The 22100-nt window shown below is 62.8% G+C and carries 19 protein-coding genes and 1 pseudogene; 12 read left to right on the top strand and 8 right to left on the bottom strand.

Features of this window, described 5'->3' with window-relative positions; translation table 11 throughout:
• Positions 1-304: 304 nt before the first annotated feature.
• The gene (locus NUW13_10605; GenBank protein MCR4439474.1) at positions 305-1714 is read right to left on the bottom strand and encodes a M20/M25/M40 family metallo-hydrolase; all 1410 of its coding nucleotides are present in this window, start codon (positions 1712-1714) and stop codon (positions 305-307) included.
• Between the two features lie 236 nt (positions 1715-1950).
• On the opposite strand from NUW13_10605, the gene NUW13_10600 reads away from it, so the two are divergent.
• The 12 genes and pseudogenes from NUW13_10600 (at position 1951) to speB (ending at position 15810) form a co-directional block, all read left to right on the top strand.
• Positions 1951-2787: a cyanophycinase gene (locus tag NUW13_10600; protein MCR4439473.1), complete on the top strand. Its 837-nt coding sequence runs from the start codon at positions 1951-1953 to the stop codon at positions 2785-2787.
• 5 nt (positions 2788-2792) lie between these two features.
• Positions 2793-4190: a TIGR00366 family protein gene (locus tag NUW13_10595; GenBank protein MCR4439472.1), complete on the top strand. Its 1398-nt coding sequence runs from the start codon at positions 2793-2795 to the stop codon at positions 4188-4190.
• 405 nt (positions 4191-4595) lie between these two features.
• Complete coding sequence (locus tag NUW13_10590) at positions 4596-5174, top strand: GNAT family N-acetyltransferase (GenBank protein ID MCR4439471.1); 579 nt, start codon at positions 4596-4598, stop codon at positions 5172-5174.
• Between the two features lie 74 nt (positions 5175-5248).
• Positions 5249-6829, top strand: a complete 1581-nt coding sequence (locus NUW13_10585) for a type I restriction-modification system subunit M (protein MCR4439470.1) — start codon at positions 5249-5251, stop codon at positions 6827-6829.
• Positions 6826-7422 carry a transposase gene (locus NUW13_10580; GenBank protein MCR4439469.1) on the top strand — a complete coding sequence of 199 codons (597 nt, stop codon included), beginning with the start codon at positions 6826-6828 and terminating at the stop codon, positions 7420-7422. Before NUW13_10585 ends, NUW13_10580 begins: the two co-directional genes overlap by 4 nt.
• Positions 7423-7485: 63 nt before the next feature.
• A complete protein-coding gene (locus NUW13_10575) occupies positions 7486-8790 on the top strand; it encodes a restriction endonuclease subunit S (protein MCR4439468.1) in 1305 nt (434 codons plus the stop codon).
• A complete protein-coding gene (locus NUW13_10570) occupies positions 8777-9430 on the top strand; it encodes a transposase (protein ID MCR4439467.1) in 654 nt (217 codons plus the stop codon). The genes NUW13_10575 and NUW13_10570 overlap by 14 nt, the downstream gene beginning before the upstream one ends.
• A pseudogene (locus NUW13_10565) lies at positions 9427-12409 on the top strand (HsdR family type I site-specific deoxyribonuclease). The gene NUW13_10570 and the pseudogene NUW13_10565 overlap by 4 nt, the downstream one beginning before the upstream one ends.
• The gene (locus NUW13_10560; protein MCR4439466.1) at positions 12406-12801 is read left to right on the top strand and encodes a M48 family metallopeptidase; all 396 of its coding nucleotides are present in this window, start codon (positions 12406-12408) and stop codon (positions 12799-12801) included. Before NUW13_10565 ends, NUW13_10560 begins: the two are co-directional and overlap by 4 nt.
• A 460-nt stretch (positions 12802-13261) precedes the next feature.
• Complete coding sequence (locus tag NUW13_10555) at positions 13262-13807, top strand: arginine decarboxylase, pyruvoyl-dependent (GenBank protein MCR4439465.1); 546 nt, start codon at positions 13262-13264, stop codon at positions 13805-13807.
• A 13-nt stretch (positions 13808-13820) separates the two neighbouring features.
• Positions 13821-14930, top strand: coding sequence for a deoxyhypusine synthase (gene speY / locus NUW13_10550; protein ID MCR4439464.1), 1110 nt, complete (start codon positions 13821-13823; stop codon positions 14928-14930).
• Between the two features lie 10 nt (positions 14931-14940).
• Positions 14941-15810 (top strand): agmatinase, encoded by an 870-nt coding sequence (speB, locus tag NUW13_10545; GenBank protein MCR4439463.1) that lies wholly within the window; start codon positions 14941-14943, stop codon positions 15808-15810.
• A gap of 180 nt (positions 15811-15990) precedes the next feature.
• Here the strand turns inward: speB and gabT are convergent, their stop codons facing one another.
• The 7 genes from gabT to NUW13_10510 all read right to left on the bottom strand — a co-directional run bounded on the left by gabT (position 15991) and on the right by NUW13_10510 (position 22083).
• Positions 15991-17325 carry a 4-aminobutyrate--2-oxoglutarate transaminase gene (gabT, locus tag NUW13_10540; GenBank protein ID MCR4439462.1) on the bottom strand — a complete coding sequence of 445 codons (1335 nt, stop codon included), beginning with the start codon at positions 17323-17325 and terminating at the stop codon, positions 15991-15993.
• 105 nt (positions 17326-17430) lie between these two features.
• On the bottom strand, positions 17431-17772 hold the full coding sequence (rplS, locus tag NUW13_10535) for a 50S ribosomal protein L19 (protein ID MCR4439461.1): 342 nt from the start codon (positions 17770-17772) through the stop codon (positions 17431-17433).
• A gap of 33 nt (positions 17773-17805) precedes the next feature.
• A complete protein-coding gene (gene trmD / locus NUW13_10530; protein MCR4439460.1) occupies positions 17806-18501 on the bottom strand; it encodes a tRNA (guanosine(37)-N1)-methyltransferase TrmD in 696 nt (231 codons plus the stop codon).
• A gap of 1 nt (position 18502) precedes the next feature.
• The gene (gene rimM / locus NUW13_10525) at positions 18503-19066 is read right to left on the bottom strand and encodes a ribosome maturation factor RimM (protein ID MCR4439459.1); all 564 of its coding nucleotides are present in this window, start codon (positions 19064-19066) and stop codon (positions 18503-18505) included.
• 65 nt (positions 19067-19131) lie between these two features.
• Complete coding sequence (gene rpsP / locus NUW13_10520) at positions 19132-19608, bottom strand: 30S ribosomal protein S16 (GenBank protein ID MCR4439458.1); 477 nt, start codon at positions 19606-19608, stop codon at positions 19132-19134.
• A 39-nt stretch (positions 19609-19647) separates the two neighbouring features.
• Complete coding sequence (gene ffh / locus NUW13_10515) at positions 19648-20964, bottom strand: signal recognition particle protein (protein MCR4439457.1); 1317 nt, start codon at positions 20962-20964, stop codon at positions 19648-19650.
• Positions 20965-21177: 213 nt separating this feature from the next.
• The gene (locus tag NUW13_10510; GenBank protein ID MCR4439456.1) at positions 21178-22083 is read right to left on the bottom strand and encodes an Mrp/NBP35 family ATP-binding protein; all 906 of its coding nucleotides are present in this window, start codon (positions 22081-22083) and stop codon (positions 21178-21180) included.
• Between the last annotated feature and the right edge of the window lie 17 nt (positions 22084-22100).

Genomic DNA, 22100 nt, shown 5'->3' with positions numbered 1-22100 from the left:
GATAGCCATGAGGCCCTTGCCTCCCACAGCTAAGCCCCTTGAGGGCCTCCAGGGCGATGGGGAGCCGGGGAAGCAGAGCCGCGGGTCATTGGGTACACGGTACAGTGCAGGCCGCGCGGCGAGTAGTCCCACAAGCAGCAACGTCGCCCCAGGAAAGTAGGCAAGCCCCCGCGGATAGTTCGCGGAAAGGCTATGCACGGCAAGGAAGACGGGCGGCGCCTGGGCGATCGACCCGCGGAGACCATCAACCCGCTTGCGCGCAGCCTGCCCCTGGCAACTCGCACGGTGCCCGCACAGCCCTTCCTCATTGGCCCAGGGTGGCAAAGCAAGGCAGGCTTTCGTTGCCGTCACGGTCCACGGCAGCGACGGCAAAGAAATAATCGTCGATGCACAACCCTTTGATGGCGGCCACGGTGGCGTTGCGCACAAACAGTTCCTTCTGCCAGACTGGGGAGGTGGTCTGCCGGATGTAGACCTTGTAGCCGGCCAGGTCGTTCATGGGGGCCGGGTCGTTCCAGCTCAGGCGGGCATCATAGCCCTGGCCGCGGTCGAGCTTCACCTGTTGCGGTGGCCTGGGCGACAACGCCAAGCCGGCGGCCACCGCACCCACGGCTTTGGTCACGCGGGCCAAGTAGCTATAGGAGAGGAACTCCGGCAGATCGCCGTATTGCACGCCACCTTCAATACGCACCAATTGATGCTGGTGGCCAAAGTGCTCGTTGGCTTCGGTGAAGCGCACCGCAGCAAAACCTGCGCGGTTGAAAGAGAGGTGATCGCCTCCCCGTCCCGGACGGTCGGGTCTGAAGACCAGAGACACCGCGAGGTCAGGAAGATAGGTCTCCGCCTGCGCCTTTGCATAGCGGGATAGCTGGCGGGAGGGCGAGTCGCTTTCGCCGCCCATGCGCCACCTTCTCCGTGCCTCTTCTTCGCTCTCGGTGTAGCTGACCCCTTCGGAGAAGCAGCGCACGCGCGAGCTGTCCACCAGGCCGTTGCCGCCCACGACGTTGCCGATCATGTCCATAGAGAGCACCGCCATCGGCTCCCATCCCCGCTGCTGCACTTGCTCCGCCAAACGCGCACTGCCCAGGAGTCCCTGTTCCTCACCGGCCACGGCAGCAAACACGAGGGTGGCTTCGAACCTGTACAGGCACAGCACGCGCGCCAGCTCCAGCAGCGCTGCCACGCCGCTGCCGTCGTCATTTGCGCCCGGAGCAGAGGCCATCGCATCCTTTGCTTCCCCAGACCTGGAATCATAGTGGGCGCAGAGCAGGACCACGCGCGACTGCAGCTGGGGGTCGGGCGCGGGAAGGATGGCCAGCACATTCACCAAAGTTCCCATGCCCATGCCGGGTATCTGCTGATGCCAGCGGTCGCACTCCACCTGCAGCCGGCCGCCGCAGGCGGCGCGGTAGGAGCGGAATCTGCGCTCCAGCCAGCGCCGCGCTGCCCCAATCCCACGGTGGTCGGAGGTCGTGTCCGAAAGGGTATGCCTGGTCTCGAACGAGGCCAAAGTGGCGACCAAGGACTCGAGCGTGTCAGGCGAGATTTGGGCCAACATCTTGGCGATGACCGGGTTGGAGCTCATCTTAGCATCTGCCAATTCCGCAAAGGAAGGGGGGACGACCTCCTCAACGGCTCTTTCTGTGCGCCTGGCGCAGGCGCTCAGTGCAAAGATCGCCAACGCAACAAGGGCAAATCTGTTGGGCGTGTTCATTGCGTGCACCTCGCATCTTGCTCTTGCCCCGCGCCCCTGTCCTGTCCACCCACTGTTCGGGTCCCCGATCTGTCGACTTGCTGAACTATTATAGCCAAATCGTAGCAGAGATGCAAGACAAAAATGCGCCGCCGCCAGAATCAGGGCGGCAAAAGTTGTGTTGACTTTGCCGCAGAAATTTCATATCTTGCCCGCGACGGTTTCACGGCTCGACGCAAGCAAGGAAGGAGAACAAGATGAGAAAGCTCTTACTCGCCACCATTACGCTTTCGCTCCTGGCTGCTCAAGCCTGTGGCGGGAAAGGCACCCGTCGCGGTTACCTGCTCATTGTCGGGGGAGGAGCCAGGCCACGGCCGGCGGTGGAGGAATTCGTTCGTCTGTGCCAGGGTGGTCCCATCCTGGTCATCACCAGCGCCAGCGCCTCTCCGGAAGAAGCGGGCCCCGCTGTGGTCCGCCAGTTTCAGGAAGCGGGTGGCCAGCAGGTGAGCTGGTTGCACATCGCCGGGCCCGACACCGCCAACGCCGACTCTACCGTGGCCCGCATCGTTGCTGCGCGCGGCGTCTTTTTCACCGGGGGCGTGCAGACCCGGCTCATGGAGCGCATCGGCGGCACGCGTGCCGAGGAGGCTCTGCGCTCCCTGTACTTTGAGCGAGGCGGCCTCATCGGCGGCACCAGCGCGGGCGCAGCGGTACTGAGCGAGGTGATGATCACCGGCGACGGCGACCTCAGCAAGATCGAAAAGGGCAACATCGTCACCGCGCGTGGCCTGGGCTTTCTCAGCAACTGCATCGTGGATCAGCATTTCGTGGCCCGCCAGCGCAACAACCGCCTGCTCAGCCTGGTGATGGAAAAGCGCCTCATCGGCCTGGGCATCGATGAAGACACCGCGGTTCTCTACTCCCCGGACGACAGCTTTCGCGTCTACGGCGAGGGGTCGGTGCTGGTCTACGACCCCCGCCATGCCTCTGTGCCGCCGGCACCTGCATCAAAGCGGCTGACCATGCAAGGCATCAAGCTCGCGGTGCTCAAGGCCGGGCAGACCTTCGACCTCCGCCGTGGCCGAGTGAGGTGAACGCCATGAAACTGAGCCAGTTAAAGCTTCCTCACACGCTGGTGCTGATTTCCGGCATCATGCTGGTGGTCGCTGCCCTCACCTGGGTGATCCCGGGCGGCCGCTACCAGCGCCACCTCGATGCCAATGGCCGAGAGATTGTGGAAGAGGGGACCTTCGCCTTCGTCGCACGCAAACCGCAAGGTCTCTTTGCCGCGCTCAAGGCCCCCCTTGTCGGCATCCGTCAGACCGCCGACATTATCGGCTTTATCCTCATCATCGGGGGCGTCTTTGCCATCATCCAAAAAACGCAGGTCATTGACGCGGCGATCGCGCGCGTGGCCACACGCCTCCGTCACCGCGGCATGATCGTCATCCCCACAGGGATGCTTCTTTTCTCGGTCTTTGGCGCGCTCTTTGGCATGAGCGAGGAGGTAATCCCCTTCATCCCCATTTTCATCCCCTTAGCCATGGCCTTGGGCTACGATAGCATCGTCGGCGTGTGCATCCCCTTCTTGGGCGCCGGTCTCGGCTTTGCCGGCGCCATGCTCAATCCCTTTACCATCGGCATCGCCCAGGGGATTTCCGGCTTGCCTCTGTTCTCGGGGATGGGCTATCGCCTCATTGTCTGGATAGTGTCCACGGCGCTCGGCACCGGGCTAGTGATGCTTTATGCCGCCAAAGTGAAGAAGCGTCCGGAAACCAGCCCGGTGTACGCCATAGACCAGACGCGGGCGAGAGTGGCCGGCGATAGCGATGCCGTGGCCCCGCGCCCGAGTGGCCGCCACCGGCTCGTGGTGGCGCTCTTCATCCTGGCGTTGCTCGTCATGATCGTCGGCGTCATGAAGTTCCAGTGGTTCATCCCGGAAATTGCGGCGGTCTTCTTGGGTCTGGGGATCGCCACGGGCCTTGCTGCCCGTCTGTCCGTGAACAGCATTGCCGAGAGTTTCGTCGCCGGCGCTCGCGACCTGGTAGGCGCGGCGCTGGTGGTCGGCTTCGCTCGCGCCATCCTTGTGCTAGCCACTGACGGCCAGATTGTGGACACCATCATGTACGCCCTGTCCAGCGCCATCTCGCGCCTGCATCCGGTCCTTGCCGCACAGCTCATGTACGTGGCCCAGACCGTGCTGAACTTCTTCGTTCCCTCAGGAAGCGGGAAGGCGGCCCTCACCATGCCCATCATGGCGCCGCTTGCCGACCTCATCGGCATCACCCGGCAGACGGCAGTGCTGGCCTATCAACTGGGGGACGGCTACACCAACATGATCATCCCCACCTCCGGGGTGACGATGGCGGTATTGGGCATGGCAAAGATCCCCTGGGAGCAGTGGGCACGCTGGCTTTTGCCCATCGAAGTGGCGCTGTTTGTGCTCGGGCTGCTGCTGGTCATTCCTCCGGTGCTGCTCGGATGGGGGCCATTCTGAGGCAAGCTCCATGCGCCCCCTCCGAGCTGGCGAGGTGGAGAAACGCCTTGACGGGGGAGGGGTTTTTTCATAAAATTCACGAGGCCCGTTCGCGGCGGGTCTTCCACTAACTGCCATGCTGGTCACGAGGGTGGTAAGATGTCCCATAACCTTGCTCCGTGCATGGATGACAGCCTGCCTGGGCCGGGGTAGCGGGCACCGCCGTCCGGGCAACGGGCCTCCCTGGCAACGGCGCGATGCTTGCCTTCCCGCGCGAGGAGCCTCGCACTTTCCCAATTTTCCCCGCATCTTGCAGGCGCGCGTTTTCCCGGGCAGGCGCATGGGGGGTACCGCGCAAGGCAGCTGTTGCCTGTATTTTTGGTCAAAAGGCAATGCCATGAGCTCAAGGAGTGACCAATGGCCGCAATGCCAACGTTAAGCACCGCTCGGCTAATCCTCCGCCCGTTCAGGCTTGACGACGCCCCCGTCGTCCGAGAACTGGCCGGCGCTCGGGAAGTGGCGGCAACTACCACTGCTATCCCTCATCCCTATGGGGATGGCGTGGCCGAACAGTGGATTGCCACCCACCAGCAAGCGTATGACAACGGGCAGGCCCTTACCCTGGCCATCACCCTCAGGGATAGCGGGAAACTCATCGGCGCAATCCATGCAGCAATCGACGCCACCAACAAGCTCGCCGAGCTCGGCTATTGGGTGGGCAGGCCCTATTGGAACCAGGGGTATTGCACAGACGCTGCCAAGGCCATGGTGGACTATGCCTTTCGCGTGCTGGGTATGAACCGCGTGCAGGCGCGGCACATGACCAAGAACCCGGCTTCAGGGCGGGTGACGCAAAGAATCGGAATGCGTTACGAGGGCACGCTTCGGCAATCGCTCTTCCGCTGGGGCACCTTCGAAGACGCGGCGATCTACGCCATCCTGAGAGAGGAGTGGTCCCTGGGGCAAAGGGCCGCCGCAGCAAGAGGTGAGCCCTCTGCTGAGTGACGCAGCGTGTCCGCCCCTTGCAGCGGGGAACTGATCCATTTTGTGCCGGCAGGGCACTTGTGGAGGAGACAAAGGTGGACATTCAAACGCTGGAAACCTGGCTATGGGACGCCGCCTGCGCCATTCGCGGGCCGGTAGATGCGCCGAAGTTTAAGGACTATATCCTGCCGCTGGTCTTTTTGAAGCGGCTTTCCGATGTGTTCGAGGATGAACTGGCGCGCCTGAGCGAGGAGTACGGCGATGCCAGGGTGGCGTCGCGCATTGTAGAAGAGGAGCGCGAACGGGGGATCATCGCCGCTGGCCGCGGCTCGGTTCGGTTCTACATCCCCGAACACGCCCGCTGGCCCAGCATCCGCCAGCAGACCACCGGCCTGGGGCAGTATCTGACCGATGCGGTGCGGGCGGTGGCGCGCGAAAACCCGCGCCTTTCGGGCGTCATCGAGCTGGTGGACTTTAACGCCACCGCCGCCGGTCAGCGCGTTGTGGCTGATGAGTACCTGGCCGGCTTGGTGGACGTGCTCTCTCGTCACCGCCTGGGGCCTGGAGACGTCGAGCCCGACATCCTCGGCCGCGCCTATGAGTACTTGCTGCGCAAGTTCGCTGAAGGCCAAGGGCAAAGCGCGGGGGAATTCTACACCCCGCGCGAAGTGGGGGTGCTGATGGCGCGCATTCTGGAACCTGAGCCCGGCATGAGGGTGTACGACCCCACCTGCGGTTCTGGGGGGCTACTCATCAAGTGTCACCTGCGCCTGCTGGAGACCCATGGCGAGCACCAGAACGGCCGCCGACGCTTACCCCCCCGCCATGCGCCCCTGCGCCTCCACGGCCAGGAAATCAACCCGGCCACCTTTGCCATGGCGCGCATGAACGCCGTCATCCACGACATGGAGGCTGACATCCGCCTCGGTGACACCATGCGCAACCCAGCCTTTCGCGACCAGGCCGGTCGGTTAATAACCTTCGACCTCGTGACCGCCAATCCCATGTGGAATCAAGATTTTTCGGCCGAAATCTACGAGAACGACCTCTATGAGCGGTTTCGGTTCGGCGTTCCGCCGTCGTCCAGCGCCGATTGGGGCTGGTTGCAGCACATGCTGGCATCGCTCAACGCGCGCGGACGGATGGCGGTGGTGCTGGATACCGGCGCGGTCAGCCGCGGCAGCGGCAATCAAGGCTCCAACCGCGAGCGCGACATCCGCAAGGCCTTCGTCGAGGCGGATCTCATCGAGGCGGTGCTGCTGCTCCCGGAAAATCTCTTTTACAACACCACCGCGCCGGGGGTGATCATCGTCATCAATCGCCGCAAGCGCCAGGCGGGCGAGATTCTGCTCATCAATGCCGGCAAACTGTTTGCCAAAGGGCGGCCCAAGAACTACCTGGCGGAGGAGCATATCGAGACCATCGCCCGGCTGTATCACGACTGGCGCGCCGAGACGGGATTGTCGGCGGTCATCTCCCGCGAAGAGGCTGCCCGCAACGATTACAACCTTTCGCCCAGCCGCTACGTGAGCACGGACGGCGGCGAGGAAGTCCTGCCGCTGGAAGAGGCCCTGGTGCGCCTGGAGGAGGCCGAGGAAGAGCGCACCGAGGCGGTACGGGCGCTGCGCGAGGTGTTGGCCGGCTTGGGGTTTGGGGGTATGGAGGTGCCCTCATGACCCCTTACGATCCCGACCGCCACCATCGCCGGTCCATCCGGTTGAAGGGGTACGATTACACCCAACCGGGGGCGTATTTCATCCCCATCTGCGCCCACGAACGCGCCTCCCTGTTCGGGGCCGTGGTGGGTGGGGAGATGGTGTTGAATGAATACGGGCGTATTGTACAGACGTGTTGGGATGCTATTCCCAACCATTTTCCGCACGCGGAATTGGACGCCTTCGTGGTGATGCAAAATCACGTTCATGGGATGCTTTGGATTGTGGAAACCGATGGCGCGCGAAACCGCGTAAGGGCGACACATGCGTGGCCCTTACCGAGAAACGCCCGCCCATCCGGACCGGCATCGGGGGCGCTGGGGGCTATCGTTGGATCGTTCAAATCCGCCGTCACCCGTCGCATCAACGCCCTGCGGGGCACGCCCGGCCCGCCCGTGTGGCAACGCAACTATCACCAACACATCCTCCGCAACGAAGGCGCCCTGAACACCATTCGCCGCTACATCGCCGAAAATCCGCTGCGCTGGCACCTGGACCGCTACAACGCCGCCACGGTTGGCCCCGCCCCCCCAGGCCCGCGCCCGACCTGGTAGGGGCGACCCGGCGGGTCGCCCCTACAAAACCAACGACCTGGATACGCCGGAGGAGGCACAACCATGACCCGCCCCACTCCACCCGAGGCTCCAACCGACCTCCCCGACGGCTTCAAAATGACCGCACTCGGCCCCCTGCCCGCTTACTGGCAGGTGGTGCGGTTGGGGGAGGTGGCGGAGACCAAAAGCGGAGGAACTCCTGACCGAAAAAGAGATGAATACTTTGGAGGGCAAATACCCTGGGTGAAATCTGGCGAACTAAGAGATGCCGCGATTGAATTTACAGAAGAGAGCCTTACGGAATTGGGGTTACTGAATTCCAGCGCTAGAATTTTCCCAAAAGGAACTTTACTGGTTGCAATGTATGGCGCTACCACAGGAAAAGTTGGATTGTTGAAGATAAATGCCGCTACCAACCAGGCTGTTTGCGCAATATTTCCCCATAAGGAGATGTCTTCGGAATACTTGTTCTACACGTTCATTCGTCGCCGAGATGAGTTGTTGACTGAACGTTATGGCGGCGCTCAGCCAAATATTAGTCAAACTGTTCTGAAAAATTTTCCCATCCCCCTCCCCCCTCTCCCCGAGCAACGCGCCATTGCCCATGTGCTGCGCGCGGTGCAGCGGGCGCAGGAGGCGAGTGAGCGGGTCATCGCCGCGCTGCGCGAACTGAAGCGCAGCCTGATGCGCCACCTGTCCACCTACGGCCCCGTGCCGCTCGACCGGGCCGCTCAGGTGCCGCTGCAGGAGACCGAACTTGGTCCCCTGCCGGCACACTGGCGGGTGGTGAGGTTGGGGGAGGTTGTTGAGATTCTCGACCACATAAGAATTCCTCTGAATGAGAAAGAGAGACAGCGACGTAAGGGGATTTACCCGTATTGTGGCGCAAATGGCATTCTAGACTTTATCGACGACTACCTGTTTGATGGAGAATTTGTTTTGTTGGCTGAAGATGAAGGATATTGGGGAGCGTGTGAACAATCTGCTTACATAATGCAGGGCAAGTTCTGGGTTAACAATCATGCCCATGTACTCAAGGGCATTCCAGACAAGTTGGATAATTGGTTCCTGATGCATGTGCTGCACTGGATGGATATCTCCATGTTTATTAGTGGCACGACGCGAGGAAAATTATCCCAGGGGGTAATGAGAAATCTTCCCATCCCCCTCCCCCCGCTCTCCGAGCAGCGCGAAATCGCCCGCATCCTGCAGGCGGTGGATCGGGGCCTGGCGGCGGAGGAGGCGCAGGTGCGTGCGGCGCAGGAACTCTTCCGCTCGCTGCTGCACCAGTTGATGAGCGCCCGGCGACAGTTGCCGGCGTCGTTCGTAGCGCGTGTTCGGCAGGAGGAACCTCGTGTGTCCGTATGACCCAACCCGTCACCACCGGCGTTCCATTCGCCTGAAAGGGTACGATTACACCCAACCCGGGGCGTATTTCATCACCATCGTCACGCACGACCGAACGCACCTGTTCGGTCGTGTGGTGGACGGGGTGATGCGGCTCAATGCGCTGGGTGAAATGGTGCGCGAGGAATGGTTTAAAACCGCGCGGATTCGTCCGTATGTGCCATTGCGGGCCGATGAATTCGTGGTCATGCCCAATCACATTCACGGCATCATTTGGATCGTTGATGTAGGGGCGACCCGACGGGTCGCCCCTACATCGGTTGGCCATACGAAACGGCCATGTGGTCCGGTTCCATCACCCATTGGCGCGATTGTTTGCCAATTCAAATCTGCGGTCACCAAACGAACCAATGCGTTATCCAACACCTATGGCGTTTCTCTGTGGCAACGGAACTATTATGAACACATTATTCGTAATGATAAAACTTTGGAAGTCATTCGCCAATATATTGCCGAAAACCCGTTGCGTTTGCATCTGGATCGCTATAACCCGGAGCGCACAGGCGATGATCCATTGGCACAAAAGATCTGGGAGACGATCCAGGGGGCACAGCAGCGCGGTACTTCTACAAGTCCCCATCTTTTGGAGGACACACCATGACCATCTCCTCCGAACGCCACATTGTTCAAAACCCGCTCATCCGCTACGCCACTGAAGCAGGTTGGGAATACCTTTCCCCCGGCGAGGCGCTGCGTCTGCGCGGGGGCGAGGGGGTCCCCGTGCTGCGGTCGGTGCTCATCGAGCAGATCCAGCGTCTCAACCCGGGCGTGGTGGATTCCGTCAGCAAAGCCGAGGAGGTGGTCGGCCGCCTGGTGCGCATCCGCCCCAACATCGAGGGGAACCTGGGAGTATCTGAAGGGGCTGAAAACCGTGTTTGTGGAGGCCGAGCGGCGGGAACGCAACTTGCGCCTTTTGGACGCCGAGCGCCCAGAGGCCAACATTCTCCACGTCACCGACGAATTCCGCTTTGTGAGCGGCCGAACCGCCATCCGTGCAGATGTGGTGTTTCTTGTGAACGGCGTCCCTGTGATCGTGGGGGAAACCAAGGCCGCCACCCGGCCGGAAGGCATCGCCGAGGCCTTTGACCAGATTCGGCGCTACCACGAGCAAGGCCCCGAACTGATGGCCGAGGCGCAGCTCTTCGCCCTGACCCACCTGGTGCAATTCTTCTACGGCCCCACCTGGTCGCTCTCGCGCAAGACGCTGTTCAACTGGCGGGCCGAGGTGGGGGCGCAGAGCGGTGCGCCCCTGCCCGATTACGAAACCCTGGTGAAGTCCTTCGTTGCCCCGCGGCGCGTGCTGCGCGTGCTCACCGATTACATCCTCTTCGCCCGCAAGGATGGCGAACTGCAAAAGATCGTCCTGCGCCCGCACCAGATGCGCGCCACCGAGCGCGTCCTGGCGAGTTCCTATCAGGCAGTGACCGCCCCCGAGGCGCCCCGCCGCGGCCTGATCTGGCACACGCAAGGCTCCGGCAAAACCTACACCATGCTGACCATCGCCCGCCGCCTGATCGAGGACGGACGTTTCGACAATCCCACCGTGCTGCTCATCGTCGATCGCAACGAACTGGAGAGCCAACTGTTCCAGAACCTGGAAGCGGTCGGTTTCGGACGGGTGCACCTGGCGCGCTCCAAACGTCACCTGCGCGACCTGCTTCAGGCTGACACGCGCGGCCTCATCGTCTCGATGATCCACAAATTCGACGCCATGCCCGCCAACCTCTGCCCGCGGCGCAACGTCTTCGTGTTGGTGGACGAAGCCCATCGCTCCACCGGCGGCGGCCTGGGCAACTACCTGATGGGCGCGCTGCCCAACGCCGTCTTCATCGGCTTCACCGGTACACCCATTGACCGCAGCGTCCACGGCAAGGGCACCTTTAAGACCTTCGGCGCCGATGATGCGGGCGACCCGCGGGGTCGCCCCTACCTGGACAAATACTCGATTCGCCAGTCTACTGAGGACGGTACCACCGTGCCGCTGCACTATCAGATGGCGCCCAACGACCTGGTGGTGGACCGCGAAGCCATGGAACAGGAATTCTGGGCCGTGGCGGAACTGGAGGGCGTGGCCGATGTGCAAGAACTCAACCGGGTGCTTGACCGCGCCGTCACCCTCAAGAACATGCTCAAAAACCGCGAGCGGGTGGGCAAAATCGCCCGCTTCGTGGCGAAGCACTTTCCCGACTATGTCGCGCCGATGGGTTACAAGGCCTTCGTGGTGGCGGTGGCTCGGGAGGCCTGCTGCCTGTACAAGGAGGCCCTGGATCGCTACCTGCCGGCGGAGATGAGCCGGGTGGTGATCAGCCGCGGGTGCAATGACCCGGCCGAACTGCGGCACTATCACCTGAGCGATGAGCAAGAAGCCGTCGTGCGCAAGGCGTTCCGCAAACCGGACGAGGAGCCACAGATCCTCATCGTCACCGAAAAACCGCTCACCGGCTACGACGCGCCGATCCTATACTGCATGTACCTGGACAAACCCATGCGGGCCCATGTGCTGCTCCAGGCGATTGCCCGGGTCAATCGCCCCTATGAGGACGAATCCGGTCGCCGCAAGACCAGCGGGCTGATTCTCGACTTCGTCGGCGTCTTCGAGAACCTGGAGCGGGCGCTGGCCTTCGACTCCCAGGATGTCAGCGGGGTAGTCGAGGGCATCGAGGTGCTCCAGCGGCGCTTTGCGGAGTTGATTTCACAGGGGCGCGTCGAATATCTCACCACAGAGCACACGGAGAACACAGAGCCCTCATATTCTTCATCTATGCCCTCTGTGCTGAACAACGACAAAATCGCCGAAGCCATTCTGCTGCGCTTCCGCGAGAAAGAAACCCGCGAGGCCTTCTACCGCTTCTTCCGCGAACTGGAAGAACTCTACGAAATCCTCTCGCCCGATCCCCTCCTGCGTCCCTACCTGGAAGACTACCAGCGGCTGGTAGCGATGTACCGCCTGCTGCGGGCGGCCTACGAGCCGCACGTGCCGGTGGACAAATCCTTCCTGCGCAAGACCGCCGGGATCGTGCAGAAGCACACGGCCACCGCCGCGGTGCGCGAACCGTCGCCCACCTGGGCGATCGGGGCCGGAGCGCTTTTGGCCCTCATCGCCGAGGACAAACCGGATACGGTCAAGGTGTTCAACCTGCTCAGGGAACTGCATCGCCTGGTGGAAGCCAGGGGCAAGGAGGAGCCGCATTTGATCCCCATCGGCGAGCGCGCCGAGGCCATCCGCCGCGCCTTCGAGGAACGGCAGGTGAACAGCCAGCAGGCATTGCAGGAACTCTCCGCTCTGGTTCGCGATCTTCAGGAAGCCCAGGAGCAGCGCCGGGAGAGCCATCTTTCCCCCGAGGCCTTTGCCGTGGCCTGGTGGCTGCGAGTGCAAAAAGGATTCGCTGCGGCACCGGTCGAACGCCTGGCAGTTGCAGTCGAGCCGGCCTTCCTGGAGTTTCCCCATTGGGCGGTGAGCGAAGCGCAGGAACGGGAATTGCGCCGACGACTTTACCGTGAACTGGTACAGGCGGGGGTCAAAGATGTGGTCGCCTGGGCCGATGAGATGCTGACCCTGCTCAGGAGGGCCGCGCAATGAAGCTCACGAGCGATGAACCCCCGGGCTTGTCCGGAGCACCCTTGCAGGAGGCTGTAGCACGGGACATCCTTCTGGCCGAAGTCCACGCCTGGGCGCGGCGCATCGGTGTGGAAGAGCGCATCCGGGAAATTCACCTTCGTCCGATGAAGCGCAAGTGGGCCAGCCTCTCTTCCCGTGGGCGCCTTACCCTGAGCGTTGAACCGCTGACCCAAACCCCTGCCTTTCGCCGGCAGGTCATGGTGCACGAGCTGGTGCACCTCAAGGTGCCCAACCACGGCCGGCTCTTCAAGGCCCTGGTGAAAGCGTATCTGGCAGAGGCGCAAGATGCGCCGCGCCATCCATCGGGGCCGCCTCCTGCGCCTTTCCAAGGGTGTGCCCGTCATGGGGCCTGAAAGGTAACAACCGGAACCTTTGTCTCCAACTAATCGGTTGATTTTTTGCCGCCAGTTCGCTATATTTGCGCCCGAGTTTTGTGGCAAGAACAAAGCGAGGCTTTCACCATGTTGACGTACCTTGCGCAGGTCATTTGGTTTCTGAACGCAGTGGGCTACGCACGTCTGGAGGACAGCTAAGGAGATGAGCATGGAAGGAGCAGTGGTCTTTCCTCGCGCCGCCGTTCGTTGCTCCCCTCGGCGGTTCCGCACCCTTCGTTTCATCCCTTGCGTCGCGTCACCTCCCCACAATCGTCAGGTTACCTGTTCGCTGCTTGCCCACTTTGCCACGGGCTTGAGTACGCGCGCCTAATCGCGGCAAAGTCCTTGTGCGCAGGCTTACCACCTGCACCTGTTCGGCTCGCGCGCAGCGGCCTCGATCTCCAGCGCCCCTTGACTGACAACGGGAGGAAATGTGAAGATGTTTGTGCCTACGAAAATGTTTTTGACCAAGGGTGTCGGTGTGCACCGCGAGGAACTGCAGTCGTTCGAGTTGGCTTTGCGCCACGCGGGCATTCAGTTCTTGAATATTGTCTCGGTGAGCAGCATCCTGCCGCCGGGGTGCAAGATTCTCTCGCGGGAGCGCGGGCTGTCGCTGCTCAAGCCTGGGCAGATCGCCTTCTGCGTCATCGCGCGCGCCAGTAGCAACGAGCCCCGTCGGCAGATTGCTGCCTCTGTGGGCGTGGCCATCCCGGCCGACAAGACGATGTACGGCTACTTGAGCGAACATCACGCCTTTGGCCAGACGGAGAAAGAGGCCGGCGACTATGCCGAAGACTTGGCCGCCGCCATGCTCGCCTCCACCTTGGGCGTGGAATTCGACGAAGACGAAAGCTGGGACAACAAGCGGCAGATCTGGAAAATCAGCGGCAAGATCGTGCACAGCCGCAACATCACGCAGTCGGCCAACGTGGACAAGGAAGGCAAGTGGACCACGGTGGTAGCTGCCGCCGTTCTTCTCCCCTGATTAGGAGCGCTGCATGGCAAGACGGAGCAAGTCGCCTTACCTGCGCGGACCGCGCATTAAACCGGCGCCCATCGCCGGCACCATCTCGGTGACTGAGCTGGTGGACAAGACCTTCTTAGCCTACAACGCCGCCCGCCTCAGGGAGGCGGCGCACCTGCTGGTGGAGAAGGTCTTGCGCGAAGAGGTGACGGTTGGCCTCAGCCTGTCCGGTGCGCTGACCCCTGCCGGGCTCGGGCTGTCGTGCATCGTGCCCCTTATCGAGCACGGCTTCGTGGACTGGATAACCTCCACGGGCGCCAATCTCTACCACGACGCGCACTTTGCCTTGGACCTGGCCTTGCACGCCGGCTCACCTTTTGTGCCGGACCCTGAGCTGCGCAAGCACGGTGTCATCCGTATCTACGACGTGCTGTTCGACTACGAGGTGCTGCTCACTACCGACCGCTATCTCCGCGAGGTGACCGCGGCGCCGGAGTTCGATATGCCCATGACCACTGCGCAGCTGCATCACCTTTTGGGCAAGTACCTGGCCAAGCGCAACGAAGCCCTCGGCGTGCAGACAGAGTCCATTCTGGTGGCGGCCTACAGGCACGGGGTGCCCGTCTACACACCTTCGCCCGGGGACTCGTCCATCGGCATGAACTTGGCCGAGCACTCGTTGCGCGGCAGACCGCGCCTGCTGGACGTGATGGCCGATGTTAACGAGACGGCGGCCATCGTCTACGACGCCAAGCGCAAAGGTGGCAAGAGTGCCGTGGTCATCCTGGGCGGAGGCGCCCCCAAGAACTTTCTCCTGCAGACCGAGCCGCAGATTCAGGAAGTGTTGGGGATTCCGGAGAAGGGGCACGACTACTTCATTCAGATTACCGATGCGCGGCCGGATACGGGTGGCCTTTCCGGTGCCACGCCCAGCGAGGCAGTCAGCTGGGGTAAAGTCAACCCGGCGCAATTGCCGGACACGGTGGTCTGCTACGTGGACACCACCATCGCTCTGCCGCTCCTCACCGCCTACGTGCTGGCTAACGCCAAGCCGCGCGTGCATAAGCGACTGTACGACCGGCGGGATCAGCTTCTGCAGGCCCTGCGCCAGGACTTCCAGAAGCGGCAGCGTCGCAAGAGGTGAGAGGGGCGCCATGAGGCAAGGCGTGCTGCTCAACTTTGGGGGGATCGAGGACCCAGGCACCTACGAGGCGGCTCGCTGCGTGGTGCTGCCGGTGCCGTACGACTCGACCACCTCCTACCAGCCCGGGACGCGGCGCGGCCCGTTGGCCATTTTAGAGGCCTCCGGCCATATGGAGCTCTACGACCACGAGCTCGGGCAGAGCCCAGTGGAGCACGGCATCTGGACGCTGCCCCCGCTGAGCAGCGAGGCCTCGGGCCCAGAGGTGATGGTTGCCGCCGTGCGCCAGGCGACGGCTCCTCTTCTGGCCGACGGCAAGATGGTGCTCACCTTGGGTGGCGAACACTCCATCACTCTCGGCGCGGTGCAGGCCTGCAAAGAGAGGTACCCTGAGCTGCGCGTCCTGCAATTCGACGCACATGCGGACATGCGTGACTCCTACGAGGGCTCGCCCTTCAGCCACGCCTGTGTGATGCGCCGTGTGGTGGAATTGGGGGTGCCGGTGGTCCAGGTGGGGATCAGAAGCATGTCGGCAGAAGAGGTGGAGCCGCTGCGCCACAGTCGGGTCACCACCTTTTTTGCCGAGCAGCATCCCGGCGCGGCACAGGTGGTGGAGGCGCTCAACAGGTACGGTGCGGGGCCGCTCTACCTGACCCTTGATCTGGATGCCTTGGATCCGGCCATCATGCCGGCAACCGGCACGCCCGAGCCCGGCGGCCTCTTCTGGTACCAGACCATCGAGCTCCTGCGCGGGGTGGCCAGCGCCTGTCCCATCATCGCTGCCGATGTGGTGGAGCTTGCGCCCACCCCTGGACTGGTGGCGCCGGACTTTTTGGCAGCGAAATTGGCCTACAAAATCATCGGCTACGTCCTGGCGCGGTAGGCAAAGCGAGGTGGAAAACTGCCCCGAGAGGGGACGGCCAGCCCACCACTCCTGTAGCCGCTGCCACGTTTGCAAACCACTGTCGCTCACCCAGAGCTCGGGAACCCGCGTCAGCGGTGCGGTGCGCAAGACCCGGCATGCTTGCTCTCCCCTGAGCGCGTTGGCGGAGCCGCTACGGGTTTAGAGCGCGGCGCTGGCAATGGCTTGCTCCAAAATGTCCAGGCCGCCGGCAAGTTCCTCATCGCTGATTACCAACGGCATGAGCGTGCGGATGCAGTTGTTGTAGGTGCCCGCCTTGAGGACGACCAGTCCATGCTCGTAGCAGTGGCGCAGCACCTGCGTGACCGCCTGCGGGGCAGGCTCTTTGGTCGCGCGGTCCTTCACCAACTCCAGTGCGTTCATTGCCCCCAGGCCGCGCACATCGCCAATGAGCGGGTAGCGTTCCTGCATTTTGCGAAAACGGCCTCGCACGCGCGTGCCGATCTCTTCTGCCCGCTTGACCAGCCCCTCCTCTTCGCTCACCTCCAGCACTGCCAAGGCGGCCGCGCAGCTCACGGGATTGCCGCTAAAAGTGCCGCCCAGTCCTGCCGGGTGGATGCCGTCCACAACCTCTGCCCGGGCGATGACTGCAGCCAGAGGGAGCCCGCCTGCCAGTGACTTGGCCGTCACCAAGATGTCCGGCTCCAGGCCATAGTGCTCGCAGGCGAAGAGCCTGCCGGTCCTGCCCCAACCGGTCTGAATCTCGTCGGCGATGAGCAAAATGCCGTGGGCACGGCAGAACTCGCGCAACGCGGCGAGATAGGCCTGGGGAAAGGGGACAAAGCCACCTTCGCCCAGCACCGGCTCGAAGATGACGGCCGCCACCGCCTGCGGGTCCACATTGACCATGAAGAACTCCTCGAGCCGCGAAGCGCAAAATGTGGCGCACGAGTTCGGCTGCTTGTCGTGGGGACAGCGGTAGCAGTAGGGCGCCCGCAGGTGGTAGACCTCCGGCGCGCCCGGCCCAAAGCCCTTGCGGTACGGCGCCACCTTGCCGTTGAGCGACATGGTCAGATAGGTACGCCCATGGTAGCCGTGCTCAAAGCTCACCAACGCATAGCGCCCGGTGTGGTACTTGGCGATCTTGACCGCGTTTTCCACAGCCTCGGCGCCCGAGTTGACCAAAATGGTCTTCTTCTTGGAGTCTCCCGGAGCCAGACGGTTCAGCCGCGCCGCGAGCGCCACGTAGGACTCGTAGGGGAGCACATGAAAGCAGGAGTGGGTGAATTTGCGCACCTGCGCAATGACAGCTTCCACGACCTTGGGGTGAGTGTGCCCGACGTTGAGCACGCCTATCCCGCCGGCAAAATCTATGAAGCGATTGCCGTCCACGTCAACCAGCTGGGCGCCGTGCGCCTCCGCGATGAATATGGGCGTCAGCGTGTAGGCCGCGGGCGGAAGTTCCCCTTGCTTGCGCTGCATGAGGCGTATGCTTTCCGGGCCGGGAATCTGCCGGCGCGCGTTCTCCTCCTGCATGGTATCCTCCGCGTGACCAGGGAACGCTCTACCAGCGTTCAGACAAAGAAAAACCATTATCGTCACGACGATAATGGTCTAACTGGGAGCGCACAGGGGTTGGGTTCAGCGCTCTTCCTCGATGCGGGCAGCCTTGCCCATGAGCTTGCGCAGGTAGAACAGCTTGGCACGCCGCACGCGCCCACGCCTCACCAGCTCGATCTTGGCAATGCGCGGAGAGTGCAGGGGGAAAACCCGCTCTACGCCCACGCCGTCAGATACCTTGCGCACGGTGAAGGTCTCGTTGATGCCTGCGCCCCGGCGCTGCAGCACCACCCCTTTGAAGATCTGGATGCGCTCCTTGTCCCCTTCGATCACTTTGACGTGCACGGCAATCGTGTCGCCAGCCTTAAAGTCGGGGATGTCCTCTTTCAGTTGCCCTGCGGTGATCAGGTCCGCCTTGTTCATTGCAAAGCCTCCCGTTGATGTGGCCGCTGGCCACTATTCGTTCTCCATTCCCTGCAACAGGTCTTTTCGCCGGCGCCGGGTTTGCTCCAATGCTTGCTCCTGCCGCCAGCGCTCGATAGCGGCATGGTTGCCCGACAACAGCACCTCCGGCACGCGCATGCCGCGAAACTCCTCTGGTCTGGTGTAGTGCGGGTGGTCGAGCATGCCACGGTGGAACGAGTCTCCCTCTGCTGACAGCGGGTCACTAATGGCCCCGGGCAGCAGCCTGACCACCGAATCGATGACCACTGCTGCGGGCAGCTCGCCGCCGCTCAGCACATAGTCGCCGATGGAGATTTCATCGGTGACCAGCGCTATGCGCACGCGTTCGTCCACCCCTTTGTAATGTCCGCAGATGATGATCATCGCCTCCACGGTGGAAAGGGCGATGGCCATCCGCTGCGTGTAGCGCTCCCCTTGCGGGGTCATCAAGATGATGCGCGGTTGCTGCAGCCGGCACTCTGCCAGAATATGGTCCACGCAACGAAAGATCGGCTCCGGTTTGAGCACCATGCCCGGCCCGCCGCCATAGGGGTAGTCGTCGACGCTGCGATGCTTGTCGGTGGTAAAGTCGCGCAGGTCGTGCACGTAGATCTGCACGATATTGCGCTCGCGCGCCCGCTTGATGATGCTCTCGTCCAGCGGGCCCTGCAACAGGTTCGGGAAGGCCGTGATGACGTGGATCTGCATCCTACGGCTCCTCATCAATCAGCCCGGCGATGGGCTCGATGATGACCACCCGTTGCTCGCAGTCGACCTTCTTGACGACCTCCTTGATGGCCGGAATCAGGTATTCGCGCTCGGCATCGCGCACCACCCACACATCGTTGGCCGGCAAGTCAACCACCTCCTCGAGCGTGCCCAGCAGGCGCCCCGCCGTGGTGCGCACTGCCATGCCCAGCAAGTCGAAGATGTAGTAGCTATCGGGCGGCAGCGTCAGACACTGCTCACGGCTGATGACGATGTCGGCGCCCACGAGAGCCTCTGCGGCGGTGCGGTCGCCCACCTCGGCCAGGCGCAAGAGCACCCCTTTGGTGCTCACCCTTGCCCCGAGCACCGTGACGCGCGAGCGCCGGCCATCTTCGCGCTGCAGATAGGCTTCGCGCAGGACGGCAAATCTGCGCGGGTCATCGGTGTGTGGCGTGACCAGCAGCTCGCCGCGCACGCCGTGGGCCCGCGCGACCGTGCCAATCACCACGAAACGAGGCTCGCGCGCGCCAGACGGTTCTTCACGCTCTTGCCCTGACCTCTGCATCTCTGCCTCCCGGCCAGGACAGTCACGGCTGGTCAGCCGTGTGCCGCCTGGCGTTTTGCGTGCGGCTACGCTTCGGGGGCCGGCTCTTCGGCACCTTCAGCCGGTGCTGCCTCTGCAGGCGCTTCTGGTTCCGGCTCGGCCTCTGGCTCGGCTTTTTCTCCCTCCGCCGCTGCTGCTGCGCGCTTTTCCGCCTCCTTAGCCTCTATGCGGCGGTGCCGCTCGATCTGCAGCACTTCCCACTTTTTCACCTCCTCCTCGATGCGCGCCGGCTCAAGACCCTTCTTGACCAGGTCGCGGCGCAGGAGGATGCCTTTGCGGCCGAGCAGGCTGCGTACCGTGTCCGATGGTTGTGCCCCGCAGTCCAGCCAATAGTTGACGCGCTCCTCATTCAGCTCCACCAGCGGGGGTGAGGTCAAGGGATTGTAGTAGCCGAGCCTTTCCAACCACATTCCGTCGCGCGCCTTGCGGGAATCCACGGCCACGATGCGATAGAACGGTTGCTTTTTCTTGCCGGCGCGCGCTAAGCGTAGTCGTACTGCCAAATCAATCCTCCTTGCTTCCATGACGGCAACGGACGAGCCTCAGGAAAGTCCCAAGGTTCTGCCCATGTGCCTGCCAGGTCTGCTCATCTGTTTGACCATGCGCTGCACCATTTGGAACTGGCGCAGCAGGCGGTTGACGTCTTGCACGGTGGTGCCACTGCCGCGGGCAATGCGTCGCCTGCGGCTGCCGTTGATGATGTGCGGTCGTCGTCGTTCTTCCGGCGTCATCGAGTTGATGATGGCCTCGGTCTTGACCATCGACCGTTCATCGAGGGTGAGGTTGCGCAGGGGCAAGCGGCCGAAGCCCGGCAGCATGCCCATGACCTCCTCCACTGGCCCCATCTTCTTCAACTGCTGCAGCTGGTCGTAAAAGTCCTCCAGCGTGAACTCCTGGCGGCGCAACTTCCTTTCCAGGCGCTCGGCCTTTTCGCGATCCAGAGCCTCTTGGGCGCGCTCGACCAGGGTGACCACATCGCCCATGCCCAGAATGCGAGAGGCCATCCGTTCTGGATGAAACTTCTCCAAGGCGTCCAGCTTTTCCCCCACGCTGAGGAACTTGATGGGCTTGCCGGTGACCGCCCGCACGGACATGGCTGCGCCGCCGCGGGCGTCGCCGTCCATCTTGGTAAGCACCACCCCGGTGATGTCCAGGCGCTCGTTGAACACCGTGGCGGCATTGACCGCGTCCTGCCCTGTCATGCCATCGGCCACCAGGAGCACTTCGTCCGGCGAGGTGGCCTTCTTGATGGCCACCAGCTCCTCCATGAGCTCCTCGTCGACGTGCAGGCGACCACCGGTGTCGATGATCACCACGTCGAAGCCATTCTGCCGGGCGAACTGCACGGCTTGTGTGCAGATGGCCACGGCATCCGCCTGGGCGCTGAACACGCGGCAGTCCACCGCCTTGCCCACCACCTCCAGCTGCGTGATGGCTGCAGGGCGACGTACATCGGCGGCAACCAGGAGAGGGTTGCGCCCCCGCTGACGAAGGTGGCGCGCCAGCTTGCCGGCGAATGTGGTCTTGCCTGAACCCTGCAGACCGACGAGCACAACCACGCTGGGCCAACGACTGAGGCGCAGCGGCTCTTCGCTGGCGCCCATGAGCGCCGTCAACTTGTCGTGGATGATCTTGACCACCAACTGCCCTGGCGTAACACTACGCATCACCTCCACGCCAAGGGCCCTCTGCTGCACGTGGTCAATGAAGTCTTTCACCACCCGGTAGTTGACGTCGGCTTCAAGGAGCACGCGCCGCACCTCACGCATGGTCTCGGCAATGTTCTTTTCGGTGAGCTTGCCGTGGCCGCGCAGCTTCTTGATGACCGCGTCGAATTTGCTGGCGATTTCCTGGAACATGGTTGTGCCCAGAACGGCCGGTAAATTTACTAAAAACGAAGTGCGCAAACAAGGTGTTTTTGGCGAAAAGGAAAGCGCTTCTCGGGCTGCTTCTTTACGCTGCGCCCGTGCAAAGAGAAGGCGTGTGCCAAGCCACGAGGAACTGAGGCTCCTCGGCACCTGCGGCGTTTCGGGGAGAAGGCTCGTGGAGATGAGCCTGAAGGCAGCGGGAGCTCAGATGCTCGAAGGGGCCTCTGGTGTCTGGGCGGGGTCGGTTTCCGGCTCTTCGGCTCTTGCCTCTTTCTCGGTGGCGGCGAGGACCTTTTCCACGATGGCCTGGAACTCCTGCGCGATCGGCGACTGCTGCAGGTAGGCGACAAAGGGCTTCCCTTGGTCGCCAGACTCCGCCACCTTTGGGTCCAGCGGAATGCGACCGAGGAACGGCACGTCCACCTGCAGCGCCAGTTGTTCGCCCCCACCGCTGCCGAACACCTCCACTCGGGTGCCGCAGTGCGGGCAGGCAAAACCGCTCATGTTCTCAATCACGCCCAAAACAGGGAGACCCACCCGCTGGCAGAAACGGATGGAGCGCCGCACGTCTGCAGTGGAAAGCTGCTGAGGCTGGGTCACCACGATGGCGCTTGCCGGCGGCGTAAGGAGCTGCGCCACCGAAAGCGGCTCATCGCCTGTACCAGGAGGGCTGTCCGCGATCAGGTAGTCCAGGCGGCCCCATTGCACGTCCTTGAGCAGTTGCTTGATCACCCCCATTTTCAAGGGGCCCCGCCAGATGACGGCATCCTCTTCGCTGTGCAGCAGCAGGCCCAAGGACATCACCTTGAGGTGGGGGCCGCAGTCCACCGGCAATATCGACCCCTGCTCGATGGCCACGCTGCGCTGCGCCAAGCCCATCAGCTTGGGGATGCTGGGGCCGTGAAAGTCGACGTCCAGGAGGCCCACGCGCCTGCCCATGGCTGCCAGAGCCACGGCCAGGTTAGCAGCGACCGTGCTTTTCCCTACGCCTCCCTTTCCGGAGAGCACCAGAATCTTGTAGCCGATCTGCGCCAGGCGCTTGGCCAGTTCCAAGCTTTCCATCGCCTCTTGGGCGGAGAGATCGTGTGCATCCTCTTGCGATCCAGTCATCTTGTTTCCTTCGCTCC

Source organism: candidate division KSB1 bacterium (assembly GCA_024655945.1).
Taxonomy (GTDB): domain Bacteria; phylum Zhuqueibacterota; class Zhuqueibacteria; order JANLFK01; family Oleimicrobiaceae; genus Oleimicrobium.
Note: the sequence above shows the minus strand (reverse complement) of the source record. Positions and strands in the feature narration are given on the sequence as shown.